The following is a 17,360-nucleotide window of genomic DNA, read 5'->3' on the forward strand; positions in this document are numbered from 1 at the left end:
CCGCGATGAAACCAGAAGTGAAGAAAGTAAATAAGATTAGCAACAATACAAGGTGTCTTTCCTCCGATTGCTCCAGGGTTACACCGTCATTATATGCACCGGCATTATCTGGTGTTTTATGAAGAAAAATTACAGAATTTCATATTCGCGTATAAGCTTTAATCCAGTGAAGTCCCTGGCCAACAGTGAGACAAAAAGTAACAGGAGAGATTATGAAAATTTTCGTCACCAATGCTCAGGGAGAGTTAAAACAGGTCGAAGGTGAAAGTGTCGTACTGGAGCTGGAGAACGGCAAAACGGTAGAGCTGGCCGATCTCAGTAACCGCCTGGATTACCCTCATGCCGTTACTCTCTGGGGAGGAAGACAACCGCAGGAGAACTGGACTAAAGAGGACCTGCGTCTCACAGAGCAGCTAAACCTGACACTGATAGCCGGAAACTGCGTCAATATCTGGCCCGGACGGGCAAAAAAGGGAACTGTTGAGTAAAATTTATTCTTTAGAACAATAGCTTATTACTCAATAGTAATTGACATGGCATCAGCTTTACGCTTGCCTCAACTCGCTATCTGGCGGGTTGGGCCTGTAGGTTGGAGAGTGGGGGCGCGTTCAGATTGCTGCTTGCCACTGTGCTTTCTGGATAAGGTAAGCAACTGGGGTAACGACAACATCACTGATGTACCATAAAATAAAGTTATGAGGTTTCCACGGTGAACGTGGAAACCTCATAAGCAGCTATATATCAGACAGTAAAAATTTATTCAGAATTAAGCTCCTTTAAGCACCTCCGGATCCAACATCGAAAGGAGACTTTCGCTTGTAACTAAATTATCCCATACAATAGAAAAGCTGGATCTTCTCTCTGTAGGTTCAACTCGTCTTATTATAAGTTTCTCTTTGGCATAGGGAGTATTCATCATATATGATTCAAGTATGCCTTTATTATTGACCTTCGGTCTCCAAAAGACAAAACTTCCCGTTTCTTTTTCAGTAGTGAAAATACCCAGGACGACTCCCTTCCCATCGCGAATATTAGCGTAATATTTGGCTGATTCAAATTCATTGGTAATATATCCACCAAAGCTTTGTTTCGCGATTATTTTATTAGCCGCTTTTTTTGTTGTCCCATGATAGCCTATAAGTTTCTCCTCAGAAGCTGTTGCTCCTGCATTTTCAGAAAAAACATGTGATGCTGATTCTGAGTTTAAAATACGAGAATTACTTGCTATCTGGACCGAACCATTATTGCTCCTGCTACGTAATGGGGCTGTAGCGGTCATCTCGTTTATGCTGCTATTTTCAGCTGACAAAGTATTTCGCTGACGCCACACATTTTTTGCCGCCTTAATGCCCTTAACCCCTCCCTTAAATCCAGCAGCCAGACCGGCAAGACCCGTAGCCATAGAGACCCAGCCCAGCACCGACGCTGCCTGCGGGTTCGCGTCTTCCGCTGCTCCGCTCGCTATCGCTGTGACATCCGCCACCACGCCCAGGCCGCCGACGACCAGCGATGTTGTGGATGCTGCGCCCATTGCAGCCATCACTCCGCCAGCCGCCGCGATGGAGGCACCGGCCGTGAATACCGACAATGCCAGACCAATCGCACCGGTAACGATACCTACGATCCCCTGCCAGCTAATATGCCCTGACGGGTCGGTATGGTTGACCGGATCCCCGGCGCAGTAGGCATACGGGTTAATTCCCCCTGCGCCAAAGGGGCTCAGGCTGTCCGGGCAGTTAAAGCGCATCAGCACCGGGTTATAGGCGCGGTAGCCGTTGCCCAGGTGATAACTGCCGCTAACGGGATCGGCGCGTTCACCGTTAAAGCCCGGTAATTGGTCGTCCGGCTCCCCGCTGCCGTACGGCGACCAGACATGGAGCTTGCCTGTCTTCTGCTCCCCGCTGCACGACCACATCAGGCTGTCATGATGATCGGCTGCCGTCAGTGTCAGCGTGCTGCCGTCGCTTACCCCCAGGCAGGTATGCCCCGTTTTGAGCAGACGTGTTTCCCGACCTTGCTGCGCCAGCACCTCGCCGACCAACTCTGCGCCGCGGTAGTACAAGTGATGGCTATCTCCTTCACTGACGCGCTGGATGACCAGCCTGTTCAGGGCGTCGTAGCCGTAGCTGCCGCCGGGCAGGCCTTCTCCGCTGACACCGCACAACCTGCCGGTAGCGTCATACTCCAGCGTGCGGCCCGCCTCGTCGGAAATCAGACGTCCGTCGTCGTCATAGTCCAGCTCGATAATTTGCGGGTAACTGCTATGGGTATGCGTTACTGTCGACAGCTGCGTCGGGTCGGCTGCATTTTCATAGTGGTACACCGCCGTGTCTTCGCTGCCGTCGGCCAGCGTGGTGGTGACGGTGGTCAGATTGTTCAGCGCATCGTACCGGTATGTCTGTGCCGTCATTTCATGCCCGTATGCATCCAGCGGCAGGCTGCTGCCCGTCACTGTATACACCTTCAGACGGTTACGGCTGTCATAATCGTACTGCTCCGTCCTGATTTCTTTATCATTTTGCTCTGTGGTTCGGCTCTCCAGCAGACCATTTTGTAGCCAGGACTGAGTGACTATGAGCGTAGTACCACTGCTATCCGTTACTGTCCGGGTGATTTCACGCCCGAAGTCATCGTAGCCCAGTGTGGTCGTCAGGGTGGCCTGCGTGGCACAGTCTGTCACGGTCTGCACATGCAGGCGACCCAGGGCATCATAGTCAAGGATTACGGTCAGAGCCTCGTCGGTGATGACTTTCACCCGACCATGTTCGTCCCGCTCATACTCCGTCCTTTTACCCGTGATATCAGTGTAGCTTACAGCTTCCCCGGCCAGCGTACGGGTCCAGAGGGCCTTACGGGATGTTCCCTCCAGCGTGAAGGTTTCCTCCTTCAGATTACCGGACGGATACCACACATTGGTATTCTCTGTATCACCTTCCTGCGCCGATTGCAGATCGCCTGTACTGGTATCGTAGATGAAGATCTGAGTGACTCCATCTGCCGTCAGGCTACTCACCAGGTTACCCAACTCGGGAATATAGGTATATTGCAGCGTTTTTCCTGATGGTTGCGTTACCGTGGAAGGCACCGGGCTGACACCGTCATAGGCATATGTGGTGGTCCGCCCACCGATAACCCTTTCTTTCACGCGACCGAGGCTGTCAAATGTCTGCGTACCCAGTAACCAGGTTTGCAACTGCCCGTTCGCATCTGGTCCGGTTACGCTGATGCTGGCAACCTGGTCTCCGGTCAGGTGAGGGGCATAGGTACGGCGCACCGTGCTGCCGTCCGGAAGTGTCTGCGTCAATACACGCCCGTAAGCATCATAGGTTCGCGTCGTTTTATTGCCTCGCTCATCCGTTTCCGTACGCATCTGGCCTAGTCCGTCCCACTCATAGCGGCGGACGCCTTCTGTCTTACCGGACGTGTCAACACGACTTTCAGTGACGGGTAGACGGCTTTGCGTATCGTAGTCGGTGGTTACTTTGCCTGAAATCAGGCTCTCATCGTCCACGTTGCCCTGCATAAACAGCGTCCTGACCAGCGCCACCGGATCGATTTCTTGCTGGCTTTGCGTGCCGTCAGAGAACTCCTGTGTACGAACGAAACCCCAACCATCATGCTTCGCCGCACTATCAACACGGTACTGCTCTGATGAAACGGTCAGCCAGTCGCTACCGGCGCCGGAAACCACTTCGCCCAGGGCGTTATAATTTCTTGACGACACTTCATACCATTTTTGCGTCTCATCCTTATCAAAGCGCTGCCGGCTGATTTCCCGGCCAGATCCGTCCAGATATATTTTCACTTTATTGCCGACCGCATCGGTTGCGGTGGTAACAGGGCCGGTGTTTTCAATGGAGTAAGACCAGGTACTGGTGTTTTCATATTGCGTGCCCGGCGCAACGGTACGGGTCAAAGGTCGACCCAGTCGATCATGGGTATACGAGACAGTGACGCCCTGTACGTCCGTTTCCGCCAGAGTATGCCCCAGCCAGGCGTGGCGCAGAATTGAGCGGCTGGCTGTCAGACCATCGTGCCCGGTCAGGCTTTCTGTCTGGAGAAGACCCTCATGAGTGGCTTTATAGGTGAAGTCCTGCCGGCTGGTATAAGATTCATCAACCGTTACGTCCGGTGTAATAACGGAGGTACGGGTCTTCTCGCGGCCGAACGCCACGGTGTCCACCGGATCAGTGAAGTATTCCTTGCGCGTGACGATGCGCGTGCTGCCGATAGCTTCCGTTACCGTGTCAGCTACCACGGCGTAGCCGTCGCTGCCGCTCAGCTTCTTCCAGGTGTTAACCGAAACGGTAGCAGGCTCATCCCCATAAATCTGGCGAGGAGTGACCGTTTTGCTTTTTAGCCAGCGGGTGAAGCCGTACGGATCTGCCGGACAGGCGTCACCTTCGCCCTCAGCCGGATAGTAGACATATTCCGTGACGGTGCCGTCCGGGCTCTCCTGGCGCAGCGGGTTTCCCGCCTCGTCAAACTCAGTCCGGGTTACACGTGTGCGGGGTTCCGTACTGCTGCCGTCATTCCAGGTTTCAGTCTGGATGCGGGGGAGGGCATACTGCGCTGGCTGCTCCTCAAACGACGCGCCGGGTTTGGCGTGATAGTCCGTCGCCTGCGTGTAGGTTTTACCGCTCCGCAGCGTGGTTTCGGACACCTGCAAATGGTAGCTGTTATAGCGACGAGTCACCGTGCTAAGCACTGTACTGCCGTCGGTATCCATCACCTTAGCCGTGGAACCATACTGGTAATCAGCAAGTAAAATATTCAGCATCTGGTCAGTATTCGGCTGCCATTGGTTCAGGCCCGCATCTTTACCGAGGTAATTTTTCTGCGTCCAGTCCCATAGCGTGACACTCGGGGGCTGCCCACCACCGGGAGTGACAGTGTGCCGGTACACGCAGGGCAGGTCGGGCAGGCCTGCAATTTCTGGAAACTTCATACCGGTATCGGTGTAGTAATCCACCGTTTCCTTCTGGCCTGTAGGGAAGGTCAGGCCGGTAATGGCGCGGTAATTTTTTTGCGGCCCCACGTCGCCATAGTCAAACGTCCAGACCAGCGCTGGCTCGTCAGCATTACTGGTCACGCTGATCAGATGGTTGTTGGTGAATCTGAACACCATGTTGTACCTGGCATCAGCAACGTCCGGCAGCAGCGTAAATTTTGTCGTGGCCACGGAGTTATCCGGATAAGTCACGGAGCACAGTACCGTTCCATCATCATCTGTTACTTCGCTCAGACGAGCAGGGGTGTAAGAGGAATCCCACTTCAGCGTCAGGCCGCGCCCGTCGGGCGCAGTAATGCGCGAAGGGACGTATACCTCCTTGTGCAGGGACAGAAGCTCGGTGAGCCCGGACTTGTGAATGATCTGGCAGTGGCTGTCGTCCGTTTTTTTAAGGACAAAGTTTTTGAGTTTCTTCTGTTTAACGCTCAGGGTCCTGGTGTCGACACGGTACTCTTCCCCGGAGGAAAGCTGGAGTTTCCCGGTGCGTGTATCGCAGGAAGAGAGGTTAAGACCGAAACCGATGCCAAACCCATGGTTAATGTCCGACAGGGGGTTATACATCAGCGAAAGTGAAAGCGCCGGGCCAGCCAGCGACCCGGAATGAAGGTTTGCCAGCGGCAGACTGACATTAAACAACCCGGTCCGGGGGTCTACCCCCCCGGAAACAGTGCTGATAAAGTTAGCCGCCTGTGAATAAAAATCTGTATTTTTAGTTTTCATCAGGAGTTCATCCGTTATCAGTTAGGTAAAAGGGAAATGCCGCCATCGGTGTCGTTGCTGAACTCAATAGACAGCTCGTTCTCGTTACCGTAGTTATCAATAAAATAAATGACGGCTGGTTTGGCTATTTCACCACCGGATGGACGGCAGTGTTTACCCCAGTACAGCTCGGAGGAGTTGGGAATATGAAGCTGGTAGCAGTAGACAAGGAACTGTGTGTCGCTCGCTGAAGCCTTGCTATAAGGGTTAGTTGGGTTCTTGCCAGAAAAACGCGGCCAGTAAACCCAGGTAGAACCATCATATTCCCCGTCGGGTTCCCCGCTGAAATAAAATGCTGGCCAGCCTTCTTGCCCCATGCCTTCATAATTAGAGTTCAGATAATACTCATACCCCATATCAAGTCCGTTGGCGGGCTCTACATACCAGGTGTTGAGGTAGCCACCTTGCGCATCATTGGTCAACTTCATGGCTGCGGCGCCTTCCTTCTGCGTGAGCCAATTGAGCACTTGATAATAAGAAGGGATCCCCTGGCTGCGCATTTCTTTATAAGCAAGTTCGTAACCATTATTCAAAGAGATACTGATCTTTTTATGTCGAACAACACAATTGTTCGTTGTCCAGTGGCCATGCGGGTCGTATTTAATCTGGCTGCGGCGCTCAAAATATTCGCTGTTAATTTCCCATTCTCCGGCTGTCATTTTGAGCGCGTTCTGCGTGTCATATTTAAACGGCGTGACGGCCGTTACTGGTACCGACATTTTCTCTGCGCCGTTTGCCAGGTCTGACGTAGTAAAGTGACGGCCGTCATCCAGATCCAGGCGAACGGCAATACGATTTGTATTGATATCATCGGTATATACAAAGAATTGAATAGAAACCGATCCTGTATCACGTGGGTTCTGAGAAGGCTGCGTTTCATCGGCACTAATGACGTTGTTAGGAATTTCCCGGCAGTATTCATTTTTAGTCTTCGAGAAACACCAGCCCTTATTTCCATCACGCGTAAGTTTTTCGTCGGACGCCGCATGACAGAGGCTCAGACAGCGTAGCCATTCTTCTGTAGGAATATTGAGAATGACTTCATCGCCACCATCAACGGCTTTAACGGCCTTAGCAATAATTTCAATCGCAAGCTGGTTTCTGCCGTTTGCGTAAATATGCGGAGCCGCTGATCCGGAAGCAGCCTGAATAGTAAGTTCGACGGATGTTAAGTCTTTAAAAGAATCAGTCATTATATAAATCTCCAATAATGGTCAGTAGTGAGTGGAAATAAAGGGAAGTCATTTCCCGGGCTTATAGTGTCGATATTTATGTTGTGAGGCAATAAGATTATTAATTAACTTTTGTTTTTTAAGGTGTATATTTTGTTGAAAGCTTCATGTTTCGCGAGATTTCTTCCTGTAAAGAGACTATTTAACGAGGTAACCACATCAATACATTAAGAATTAGAATCTACTCATGGTGGCTTAATATAATCATTTCAAATGGCAATGTGCAGTGGAAATTAGAGGGGGGTTCTACAGAACAGATTTCTCAATTAGATAAATTCTATTCCATAGAAATTAATTTTTATCCCTTCGCATAAAGAATATATTCAGGTACGTCAAATGCCTTCAATACGGTTAATTTATAAGCAATATATGCTTGTAAAGGTGCTTTAAGTTAATAATCCTGGAGTGAGTAAAATCGCAAACAAATATCATTACCATTTAACTTAAGCTAAACGTTAATTTCTGTTTAAGTGTGAACAAAATCTATAATTTATTTATGTAACAATACCGGAAGTAAACGATATAACTCTCTTTTACGTAATAAAAGTGAGGTGTATTATGTTTGTAACGAAAGCGCTGAAAGTGTTTATCACTCTGTATCAAGAAAAAAACCTGAAGTCGGCAGCTGACAGGCTATGCCTAACGGTACCACCGGTCGCAAGAATGCTGAAACTTACGGAAGAGTGGCTTGGTGAGCAGTTGTTTATCAGCGAGCGTAATCGCCTTATTCCCACTCAAGTAGCAGATTGTGTTTATCAGCAACTTTACACGCATTACTGCGCTCTGGAGCAGTTTAATGGTAAACATAAAGCTTCGTTCCGGATCTCTTCTCCTCATGCGGGCAGATCAATTATGGCTAATTTGCTCGCGCTCTGTCCGAAAAAACTCACTGAACGGATCAGCGTTAGATATGCAGGCAGCATGCATCCAGCTGATGATATTTTTATAAGCCTGTACCCATGCGTACAGCTACCACGGTTTGAAATGCACCGGACAGATATGGTGCTGGAGCTTCAATGTGTCGAATCCGTTTGGGAACATTGGCGGGACATTCCAGTCCTGAGCGAACAAAGCCTCGAACGACTACCACAGTTCAAGCGCGTCATGGAGGAGTTGTCCAAATGTGGACATAATGGAAGTACACGAAGAGTGGATAATTCAGTATGGCTTAATGATGCATTTGAACATGGCGAAGGGCTTTATTTCCGACGTCCGCAGAATGGAACCGGGGGCTACAGGGCTCTGCCCTTTGTTATTCATTTACCATTATATATTTATATCAATGGCGTAAAAAAAGATGCTCAGCATGAAAGATTTATAACAAATTTAAAGAATGAAACACTTTAAGAATATTAAACTATAACAAAAAGTAACCTGGCGGGCTCTACTCTCACTATAAGTAATCAAACTTACCACTTTGCAGGTAGCTATTGGTCATAGCTGCCTGCATAAACGGAAAAGACAGGACTGATTGTTGGTTATTTTTATTTTCTGGTTAAGTTCATAGAATAAATATGCATGTGTCAGGATAGACTTAATTTCACATCCAATACTGGCAGAAATGTCTTTCTGGCATATACTTATATTGCATCGTAAGTGTAGGGGAGGAAATAATGTTAAGGAATATTAGTGGCCTTTTTTCTATTGTCTTAAATATATGTCTGTTAGGATATACAGCGCTGACAATTAATCGTTTTGGAATTCCTCATGAGTTAAAAGGATATATCATTATGATAGTGATGATTGTGGCGCCTGTGTTGAATATATTTTTTATCAATTATGCGAAAAAGCACAATGGTAAAGCACATAAAATCAGGAAGGGTGTTTTTTTCTCTGCCCTGCTTATTAACGGGCTTCTAACTGTTGTGGCGGTTTACTGGATATTTGCAGGTATATTATCCCAGGTCCAGGGAAGACTATTAATATTAATGTTGATAGCTTGTATAATTCTGTCGGTTAACACTGTCCGTTTAGAGAGAAAAAATTAGCTCAGGCAATGGTAATATAAATAAGAATAAAGAGAAAGGAGGCGTATAAGCCTCCTTTCTGGGTAGCGTTAATCTGCTGGTTTAGATAATGGAATTCCCCTTGCTCCTGCATAAAATACGATTAAGGTTGTTCCTTCTTTGCCGGTATAGCCGCGATGTGCGCTATTAACCATTTCAGGCAATACTTGACCAGTGCTTAAACTCATTTTTTGTCCGGTATCCTTTTTTTCCACTGTGAGCCTGCCGCGTAATACATAAGCAACATTAGGTATCGGATGTTCATGCCACGAAAGGCTGGTATAGGGAGGTATAGTAATTTTCAGGGTTGTTAGCTGAGTTTCGCCCTCAGGGTATCGATTATAAGTTACACCGTCCCATGATTTTGCTGTTTCGCTTAGTTTTTCAATAATAATCCCATCCTGATTATTATTAGCTTGAGCTTCGCTAAAAAAAGATATTACAGAAATAATGACGAGCTTTAAAGAAATAAGTAACCGGCTTGATTTACGCATAATAAACACCATGTCAATGTAGATAATTAATGATTGGCTAAAGGGTTGTGTTAGATAATAACTTCTTATATAAAATCCCTGCAAAATTATTCAGTCCTGTGGAACTGTTTTGATTATAAAAGCAGGGGTTTTCACTTACTGGCGATGGATACCTCCTTTCATTGTCATCAAAAAATAATTATTGTAATAAGTGAGTTCTAAACCAATCAATTTGCAACTTGCTGACTCTGGCAAAGTATTCGCCAGCATACATATCATAATGTCTTGCATTTTCTTCAATATAAAAACTTTTCTTATCAGCCTTTACAGCATTAAACAAAGCTTGTCCTTGTTCAGGCGGGTTAACGATATCTTTGCCAGCAGCAATGACTAAAGTTGGACAAGTTACTTTTTCGGCGTTAATCGCCGGTTTATAAAGTAATGTGTTTCTAACAGTCAAAAAGGGTATTTTTATATTCAATTCAGGATGATTGATTTTATTTTCATCGAAGAAATGCCTGGAGTCAGGATCATTTAAGATCCGGTTCACACCTACGAAAATCTCTTTCCCTGTGTTTTTCTTTTTTTCGTGCATACTATTTAGACTAGTAATGAAATTGTCTTTTTCACTGTCAGTCATATTGCTTGTAACAATCTCTTCGCCATCAGCGAACGCAAGTTGACTGACAATACATTTAACAAAAGGATTATTTACAGCAGCGCCAAAAACATGGCAACCACCAAACGAAGTCCCCCAAAGAGCAATTCTATTTTCATCTATCTCAGGTTGTTTTCTCGCCCAATCCAGAACAGAAAGAATATCTTTAATTTGTTTCTCAGGTTCAATTCGGCCTCGCTCTCCATCACTGTCACCAAAACCTAAATAATCAAAAGTTATAGTTGAAAAACCAGCTTTATTAAAGGCCTCGGCAAAGTCTGGCAACAGAATTTCCCGAATGCCACAAAAGCCATGGCAGAGAATAATCACCGCAAATTTACCTTTGCCCTCTGGTTTTTGAAAGGTTAGGGCAATACCGTCGGAAGTTTTATAATCCATATGTTACATACACCTTAAAGTTTTAGAAGTATAGAGAATAGAAACAAACACTTAGAGCAATGACAAAATTGAACAATAACGCTTGCAAGTCAAAATAAGTAACTTACTCATAAACAAGCGTGTCATTAAAATACTAATCCATTAGTAATATGATATATAAAGTCTGTCGTTTATAAATGTATATTTTTTAATCACCAGGCATTGATCGTACTTAGAATAAACTCAAATAAAATAATAAGTTACAGGAAGAGATTATATTAATTGATCAATATCAATGGCTTAGATTTGATATACATACTAGCTTTAAACAATAAACAACATCGGTAATGTTTGGTAATTAAAGACTTTGTCCGTGGATATATGTCATCTAAAGGAGAACTCATGGAGTGGTTAGTCATTAACACTATTGTATGTCCTTTTTCTGGAACTGCTTTTTCAGCGGTACAGGCGGTAAGAAACTTAAAATTAATAATATGGTATTCTGCCGAAGAATTATTAGACCCCGGAGATGTATTTCATCCTTTTAGTAACTTACTTATTGTTAATAAGAAGCCGAGGAAAATTGTAATCTATAGCGTGCAAGCATTTAATAATAATCGATGGTATCAATTGAAAAATAGCTTAGGTTGCCCAAAGAATAATGATAAAGGCAATGAGTTATGTAAAATTAAGTCCCTTTGTCGTTTCAGGCTATGCCCTTATGAAAAAGAAATGAATATAGTTTACCATTAAAAAATTAGCGCTATGAGCATACAAGTCCTCTGGAAAATTAGTTGTTTTTTCTGAGATTCACTTCATTTATAAGACGAGAATTATATAAAGCCGCCTTTCATTTGAAATCATTATAGATGTTGTGGTTTTGAAATTAAAAGAATTTTTAACTCTTTTAATGCATATGAATGGATTAAATAGTTAGAAAAATAAGGTGGGGTGGAATTTGATATTATGTCAATAGATATTAGATGAATCTTAGATTTCTAATTATTTCTTTTTGTTTTAGCTGTTTACAAATAATCTCTGTTTCACGCGCCGTATCACCAATGCTACCTGAATATATATTTTATCTTTAATCTATAGTTACAATTAAGACGGAGCTTAACCCTAATACACCATTTTTCGACTGGAGATGATAACCGATAAAACTATTTCCAGGATTATTTTTGCTAGCGTAACGAATTTATCTCCCGACTACCAGCGGTTATTATATTTCTGCAATGAATCCACGCCGGTAGCCAGCTTTTGTCATTGCGGTGGGGCTTATTCGAAGACCTCAAAACTGACGCCACAGATGGCTGTGGCGTCGGGTCCGGTTAAGGATTCTGCCACCGCATTATGCGGCCTGGCGACCCGGTTAACGGTTATCCGGGCGGATCAAATCAAAGCGTAATTCATCGCTGATGCCGTAATAGGCCGTTGGCCCGCCTGCGCGTAACACTGGCTGCGCTTTCGCGGTCTGATAAACACCGTCTTCCAGCAGCGATTCGTCGATATGTACCGCCACCACTTCTCCCAGCACCAGCCATGTGTCCACCGGCGTACCATCGGCGGCGGTGAGCTGAATACACTGCGAAAGGCGGCACTCGAAGTTAACCGGGCTTTCGGCCACGCGCGGCGCGCTAACAATACGGCTTGCTGCGGGGGTCAGACCTGCGCGCAGAAACTCATCCTCACCGTGCGCCAGCGACGCGGAGGTCTCATTCATCCGCACTGCCAGTTCGCGGGTGGTCAGGTTCCAGACAAACTCTTTGGTTTCGGTGATATTTTGCACACTGTCTTTCCAGCCGCTGCTGGCGAACCCGATAATCGGCGGGCGATAGTTAAAGCAGTTAAAAAAGCTGTATGGCGCAAGGTTGCGCTGACCCTGGCTATCCTGCGAGGCAATCCAGCCGATCGGGCGCGGGCCAATAATGGCATTCAGCGGGTCGTGCGGCAGCCCATGTCCCTTTGCGGGTTCATAAAAATACATAGCGTGTCCTGATTGGCAAAAAGTTTCTTCAGCCTCACTTATTTACCCAGCCAGCGTCAACGGGTATCTTACGCCGCTGTTAACAGGAGAATGCCATGAATGCCCAGAAGCCGGGTTTGCACCCGCGTAACCGCCACCACAGCCGCTACGATCTCGACGCCCTGTGCGCCGTTAACCCGTCGTTGCGCGCCTTTATCACCACCAACCCGAATGGCGAAGAGACGATCAATTTTGCCGATCCATTGGCGGTGAAAGCGTTAAACAAAGCGCTGCTGGCGCATTTCTATGGCGTACGTGAATGGGATATCCCGGACGGCTTTCTCTGCCCGCCGGTGCCAGGCCGCGCGGATTATGTCCACCATCTCGCCGATGTGCTGGCCGAAAGCCATGACGGCCAGATCCCAACACAGGCCAGCGTGCTGGATATCGGCATCGGCGCAAACTGCATCTATCCGCTGATTGGCGCGCATGAATATGGCTGGCGCTTTACCGGCAGCGAAGTCAATGCCGACGCTTTTGCCAGCGCACAGGCAATCATTGCCGCCAATCCAGGACTGAGTCGCGCGGTGCGCCTGCGTCGGCAAAAAGATCCGGCGGCAATCCTCACCGGCATCATCCATAAAAACGAGTCTTATGACGCCGTTATCTGCAACCCGCCCTTTCATGATTCGGCGCAAAGCGCGCAGGCAGGCAGCGAGCGCAAACGCCGCAATTTAGGCCAGTCGGTACAGGACGCAGCCAACTTTGGCGGGCAGCAACAGGAGTTGTGGTGCGAAGGCGGCGAAGTGGCATTTATCAAAACGATGATTGCTGAAAGCAAACAGTTTGCCCACCAGGTGCTGTGGTTCACTTCGCTGGTCTCTCGCGGCGATAATCTGCCGGAACTTTATCGCGCCCTGACACAAGTGGGCGCAGTGAAAGTGCAAAAAAAAGAGATGGCCCAGGGGCAAAAACAGAGCCGCTTTATTGCCTGGACATTTCTTGATGAAGCCCAGCGTAAACGCTGGGCGCAGACCCGTTTTAAAGGGTAGGTTCAGCGGGCGGCGGTGAGCCAGTGGGCGACGCGGGCTGTTGCTGTGGCATGCTGCCGGGCGCAGAAATCATCTGGTAGGTCTGCACCGGCGGGCGCACATCGGCAAGGTCGAAATGCTTTTTCACCATCGTGTCGAGGGCGAAACGTACCGTCCACTGTTTCAGCGGCAGGGTAGTGAACGTCACGCGCAACGTAAAGGCGGTGTTGGTCAGCCCGACCAGCCCGGCAAACGATGGCTCGCCGATAATCAGCCCGCGAATATCTTCCTGCTCCATCAACTCCGCCACAGCATCTTTCAGCGCCTGATTTGCTTTATCCGTATCTTCACGGCGATCGACATCGTAATTCGCTACCACCGACCCAATGCCGCGCACAAAGTTGGCGAAGGTGGTTATCGATGACCACGGAATGATGTGGTACGCGCCCGTGTCCTGCCGCACCCCCACAGAGCGGATCGACATGCGCTCCACGGTGCCGGTGAGCGCGCCGATGGTCACCAGATCGCCGGTGTTCATCCCATTCTCGAACTGAATGAATATCCCGGTAATAATATCTTTCACCAGAGTTTGCGAACCAAACGAAATCGCCAGACCCAGCGCCCCGGCACCGGCCAGCAGCGGCGCGATGTTAACGCCAATTTCCGACAGCACAATCATCACCGTAATGGTACTTATCACCACCGCCAATGCGTTGCGAAACAGCGTCAGCAAGGTGCGCGTGCGTGCGCTCGGCAATGGGCGGCCATGAATATCCGACGCCAGCCGGTTTTCGATAATACTCGCCAGCAGCGTCCAGCCCACGGCCGAGAAAAAGAGGATCAGCGCAATGCGGATCAGTATGTCGATGGTCTTCTCCCCGGCACCGTAATTAAGCCAGTGCCAGAAATCAAACAGCCGCCACGCATTGAGCAGCAGCATGATTGTGATACAGACCACCAGAAAGCGTGCGGTTTTCATCGTTGCCGACAGCCAGCCATTGAGCCTTTTTTGCAGTTCCGGGTAGTTGCGTTGCACCTGCGGCGACAGGGTGATGGTTTTATCCAGCCAGCGGGACAACACGCCGGAAACAAACGCGGCGATGCTCAGAATAGCGAGGCTGCTGAGCGATGCACTCATCATAAATTTCAGGCTGTTGCCGGGATCAAACAGCGAGAAGAAGAACAGCACAATAAAGTAGGCGCAGGCGAGCCAGTGCCAAATCAGTGCGAATGCGCGGATAAACAGGCTGAAAAAGGCCAGCGAGTTATCCGCCAGGGTAATTAAGTTGTGCTGGATCTCCTTCTTATTATGAAAGATGAGATAGAGCGCCCAGGCGGTGATAAACAGCATGATCATGACATTAGCGAGCGCGCCAAACTGCACGTTGACCTGGTTGGAAATAATCGGCACCGCCACCAGCAAGCCATAGCCAATCAGGCTACTTAATGCGCTGAGGCGCAAATGCCAGTAACGCGCGGTCTCATCGCGGATGCGAAACGGGCGCAGATCGGGAAAGTGCGGGCAGAAAATCAGCCGCAAAATGGCTTTGAAGAACTCGATCAGCGCAAAGGCATTAAGGAACAGACTTTGCTGAAAGGCGATGGTGCTGTTGCCACCATTCAGATTCGCCCGCAGGATCTGCCCGACAAACAGGGTTAGGGCCAACAGTAATAAGTCGATAATAAACGCGCCGATAATCATGGCGGGCAACTGGAGCCAATTACTGCTGTCGCGATTTTTACGCCGCCCCCAGTCGCCCATCTTGCGATAGAGCGGCGAGACGCAGAAGCGGATCAACAGCCAGAAGGCGAAAACCAACACCGCTAACAGCAAAAAATGGCTGGCGGCATTGGTAAACGTTTGCGGGTTAAAGGCTTTGTGCGGTGAACCGGTGATATTGCGATAAAGCTGGGCGAAGCGCGTGGCCAGCGCCTCGCCGTAGTAATCGGCGACTTCGGTCACATTCTCCAGCACTGTTTTTTGCTCTTCCACCGCCGGGGGCGAGATAACCGGTACCGGCTCTTGCGGCGGCGCGGTGGCGACTTTGCGCAGTTGGTCGATTAACTCTTTACGCGAATCATCGTTTTCTAACACGTCCGCCAGAGCGCCATAGGCGGCTTTCTTCTGTTCGACATTGGGTTCAGTGGTTTCGGCGGATGAGGGTGTGCTGGTCGCGGCAGGGGTGATACCGGGGATCGTCGCAGCCTGTAGCGGCGCGCACAGCAAACCAATCACTAATAAAATCCACGGCATAGCTCCTCCGGTGAGAAAATCCCGCAAAATGATAAGTATAGATGTCGGGAAGCGCCGGAGAGGAATTGAGAACAATCTGGGTAAAGAAAAACCCCTCCGGGCGGAGGGGCTGGGCAAATCAGGAAACGTGTTGCAGGAATTCCTGTAGACGCTGGCTCGGCGGATTTTCAATCAACTGCTGCGGATTGCCATCTTCAGCAATGCGGCCTTGATCAATGAAAATCAGGCGGGAGGCCACTTTTTCGGCAAAGCCGATTTCGTGGGTCACAATCACCATCGTCATGCCTTCTTCGGCCAGATCCTGCATCACTTTCAGCACTTCGTGGCGCAGTTCCGGGTCAAGCGCGGACGTTGGCTCATCGAACAGCATCATTTTCGGTTTCACCGCCAGTGCGCGGGCAATCGCCACACGCTGTTGCTGGCCGCCGGACAGTTCAGACGGATAGTGATGCGCACGCTCGGCGAGGCCGACTTTCGCCAGCAGATCTTTTGCCAGCTTCTCTGAGTCCGCTTTGTTGCTGCCACGCACGCGCAGCGGGCCAAACATCACATTTTCCAGCGCCGTCAGGTGCGGGAACAGGTAGAACTGCTGGAAAACCATGCCCGCTTCCTGGCGGATCAGGCGATCGTCGACTTTCGGATCGTTCACTTTCAGGCCGTCAACAATCAGGTCGCCGCTGGTAATCTCTTCCAGCTTGTTAATGCAGCGCAACAGCGTGGATTTACCGGAGCCGGACGGCCCGATAATGACCACCACTTCGCCCTGGGTAATGTTCAAATCGATATTGTGCAGCACCTGGGTTTTACCGAAGTGCTTGGAAACGTTTTTAAATTCAATCACAGGATTTTCATCCTTTTTTCAAGACGGCGAAGCACGATATTGAGCGCCTGGGTAATGATCAGGTAGATAACGCCAACGGCGGTCCAGATTTCCAGCGCACGGAAGTTCCCGGCGATGATCTCCTGCCCCTGGCGGGTCAATTCAGCCGCGCCGATAACAATAAACAGCGAGGTATCTTTGATACTGATGATCAACTGGTTGCCGAGCGGTGGCAGCATACGGCGCAGCGCCAGCGGCAGGATGACGTAGCGAATGGCTTCGCGACGCGACAACCCTAATGCCAGGCCCGCTTCACTGAATCCTTTGTGAATTGACAGCACGGAACCGCGAGTAATTTCCGCAATATATGCGCCTGAGTTGATCATGATGGTGATCACGGCGGCGGAGAAGGTATCGATACGCAAATCCGGCATCGCCATCGGCAGCGCGAAGTAAATGTACATCACCTGCACCACAATCGGCGTGCCGCGGACAACTTCGATGAAAATCAGTGCGATGTGGTTAATGATCCAGCCGCCATAGGTGCGGGCTAAACCGGCCAACAGGCCGATAACAATACCGCCAGCCAGACCGAGGATCGAAATCCACAAGGTCATTTTGGCCCCGTCCAGCAATAGCGGAATGGCGGGCCAGATGGCGCTCCAGTCAAACTGCATATATTAGTTCCTGTATACCGTGGTAAAACACTTCATCCTTCAAGCTGCCTCTTTGTTGGCTGCGTCTGCTCACCCCAGTCACTTACTGCTGTAAG

At 48.9% G+C, this 17,360-nt stretch carries 13 protein-coding genes; 5 read left to right on the plus strand and 8 right to left on the minus strand.

The genetic code is table 11. The annotated features are described in order from the left end of the window. The first annotated feature begins 212 nt into the window (after positions 1-212). Positions 213-488, plus strand: a complete 276-nt coding sequence (locus Q5705_07750; protein WLI78418.1) for a hypothetical protein — start codon at positions 213-215, stop codon at positions 486-488. A gap of 278 nt (positions 489-766) precedes the next feature. Here Q5705_07750 and Q5705_07755 read toward each other — a convergent pair whose 3' ends face one another. Continuing rightward, the gene (locus Q5705_07755) at positions 767-5,731 is read right to left on the minus strand and encodes an RHS repeat-associated core domain-containing protein (protein WLI78419.1); all 4,965 of its coding nucleotides are present in this window, start codon (positions 5,729-5,731) and stop codon (positions 767-769) included. 17 nt (positions 5,732-5,748) lie between these two features. Further along, the gene (locus tag Q5705_07760; protein ID WLI78420.1) at positions 5,749-6,963 is read right to left on the minus strand and encodes a hypothetical protein; all 1,215 of its coding nucleotides are present in this window, start codon (positions 6,961-6,963) and stop codon (positions 5,749-5,751) included. Positions 6,964-7,560: 597 nt separating this feature from the next. Here Q5705_07760 and Q5705_07765 point away from each other — a divergent pair. Both Q5705_07765 and Q5705_07770 read left to right on the plus strand, forming a co-directional pair. Beyond that, a complete protein-coding gene (locus Q5705_07765) occupies positions 7,561-8,349 on the plus strand; it encodes a LysR family transcriptional regulator (GenBank protein WLI78421.1) in 789 nt (262 codons plus the stop codon). A gap of 266 nt (positions 8,350-8,615) precedes the next feature. Next, the gene (locus tag Q5705_07770) at positions 8,616-8,990 is read left to right on the plus strand and encodes a hypothetical protein (protein WLI78422.1); all 375 of its coding nucleotides are present in this window, start codon (positions 8,616-8,618) and stop codon (positions 8,988-8,990) included. 68 nt (positions 8,991-9,058) lie between these two features. Here the strand turns inward: Q5705_07770 and Q5705_07775 are convergent, their stop codons facing one another. Together Q5705_07775 and Q5705_07780 are read right to left on the minus strand one after the other, a co-directional pair. Beyond that, complete coding sequence (locus Q5705_07775; protein WLI78423.1) at positions 9,059-9,502, minus strand: cupin domain-containing protein; 444 nt, start codon at positions 9,500-9,502, stop codon at positions 9,059-9,061. Between the two features lie 178 nt (positions 9,503-9,680). After that, positions 9,681-10,538: an alpha/beta fold hydrolase gene (locus tag Q5705_07780; protein ID WLI78424.1), complete on the minus strand. Its 858-nt coding sequence runs from the start codon at positions 10,536-10,538 to the stop codon at positions 9,681-9,683. Between the two features lie 381 nt (positions 10,539-10,919). Here Q5705_07780 and iraM point away from each other — a divergent pair, with 381 nt between their 5' ends. Next, positions 10,920-11,270 carry an anti-adapter protein IraM gene (gene iraM / locus Q5705_07785; protein WLI78425.1) on the plus strand — a complete coding sequence of 117 codons (351 nt, stop codon included), beginning with the start codon at positions 10,920-10,922 and terminating at the stop codon, positions 11,268-11,270. Between the two features lie 619 nt (positions 11,271-11,889). On the opposite strand, the gene Q5705_07790 is transcribed toward iraM, so the two are convergent. Beyond that, the gene (locus tag Q5705_07790) at positions 11,890-12,504 is read right to left on the minus strand and encodes a flavin reductase family protein (protein ID WLI78426.1); all 615 of its coding nucleotides are present in this window, start codon (positions 12,502-12,504) and stop codon (positions 11,890-11,892) included. 95 nt (positions 12,505-12,599) lie between these two features. Between Q5705_07790 and rlmF the strand changes: the two genes are divergently transcribed. Next, positions 12,600-13,535 (plus strand): 23S rRNA (adenine(1618)-N(6))-methyltransferase RlmF, encoded by a 936-nt coding sequence (rlmF, locus tag Q5705_07795; GenBank protein ID WLI78427.1) that lies wholly within the window; start codon positions 12,600-12,602, stop codon positions 13,533-13,535. On the opposite strand, the gene ybiO is transcribed toward rlmF, so the two are convergent. The 3 genes from ybiO to glnP form a co-directional block, all read right to left on the minus strand. After that, complete coding sequence (gene ybiO / locus Q5705_07800; protein WLI78428.1) at positions 13,525-15,768, minus strand: mechanosensitive channel protein; 2,244 nt, start codon at positions 15,766-15,768, stop codon at positions 13,525-13,527. The genes rlmF and ybiO overlap by 11 nt on opposite strands. A 118-nt stretch (positions 15,769-15,886) precedes the next feature. Further along, positions 15,887-16,609: a glutamine ABC transporter ATP-binding protein GlnQ gene (gene glnQ / locus Q5705_07805; GenBank protein WLI78429.1), complete on the minus strand. Its 723-nt coding sequence runs from the start codon at positions 16,607-16,609 to the stop codon at positions 15,887-15,889. Further along, positions 16,606-17,265: a glutamine ABC transporter permease GlnP gene (glnP, locus tag Q5705_07810; GenBank protein WLI78430.1), complete on the minus strand. Its 660-nt coding sequence runs from the start codon at positions 17,263-17,265 to the stop codon at positions 16,606-16,608. Before glnP ends, glnQ begins: the two co-directional genes overlap by 4 nt. Between the last annotated feature and the right edge of the window lie 95 nt (positions 17,266-17,360).

This window comes from Kosakonia sp. H02 (assembly GCA_030704225.1).
GTDB lineage: Bacteria > Pseudomonadota > Gammaproteobacteria > Enterobacterales > Enterobacteriaceae > Kosakonia.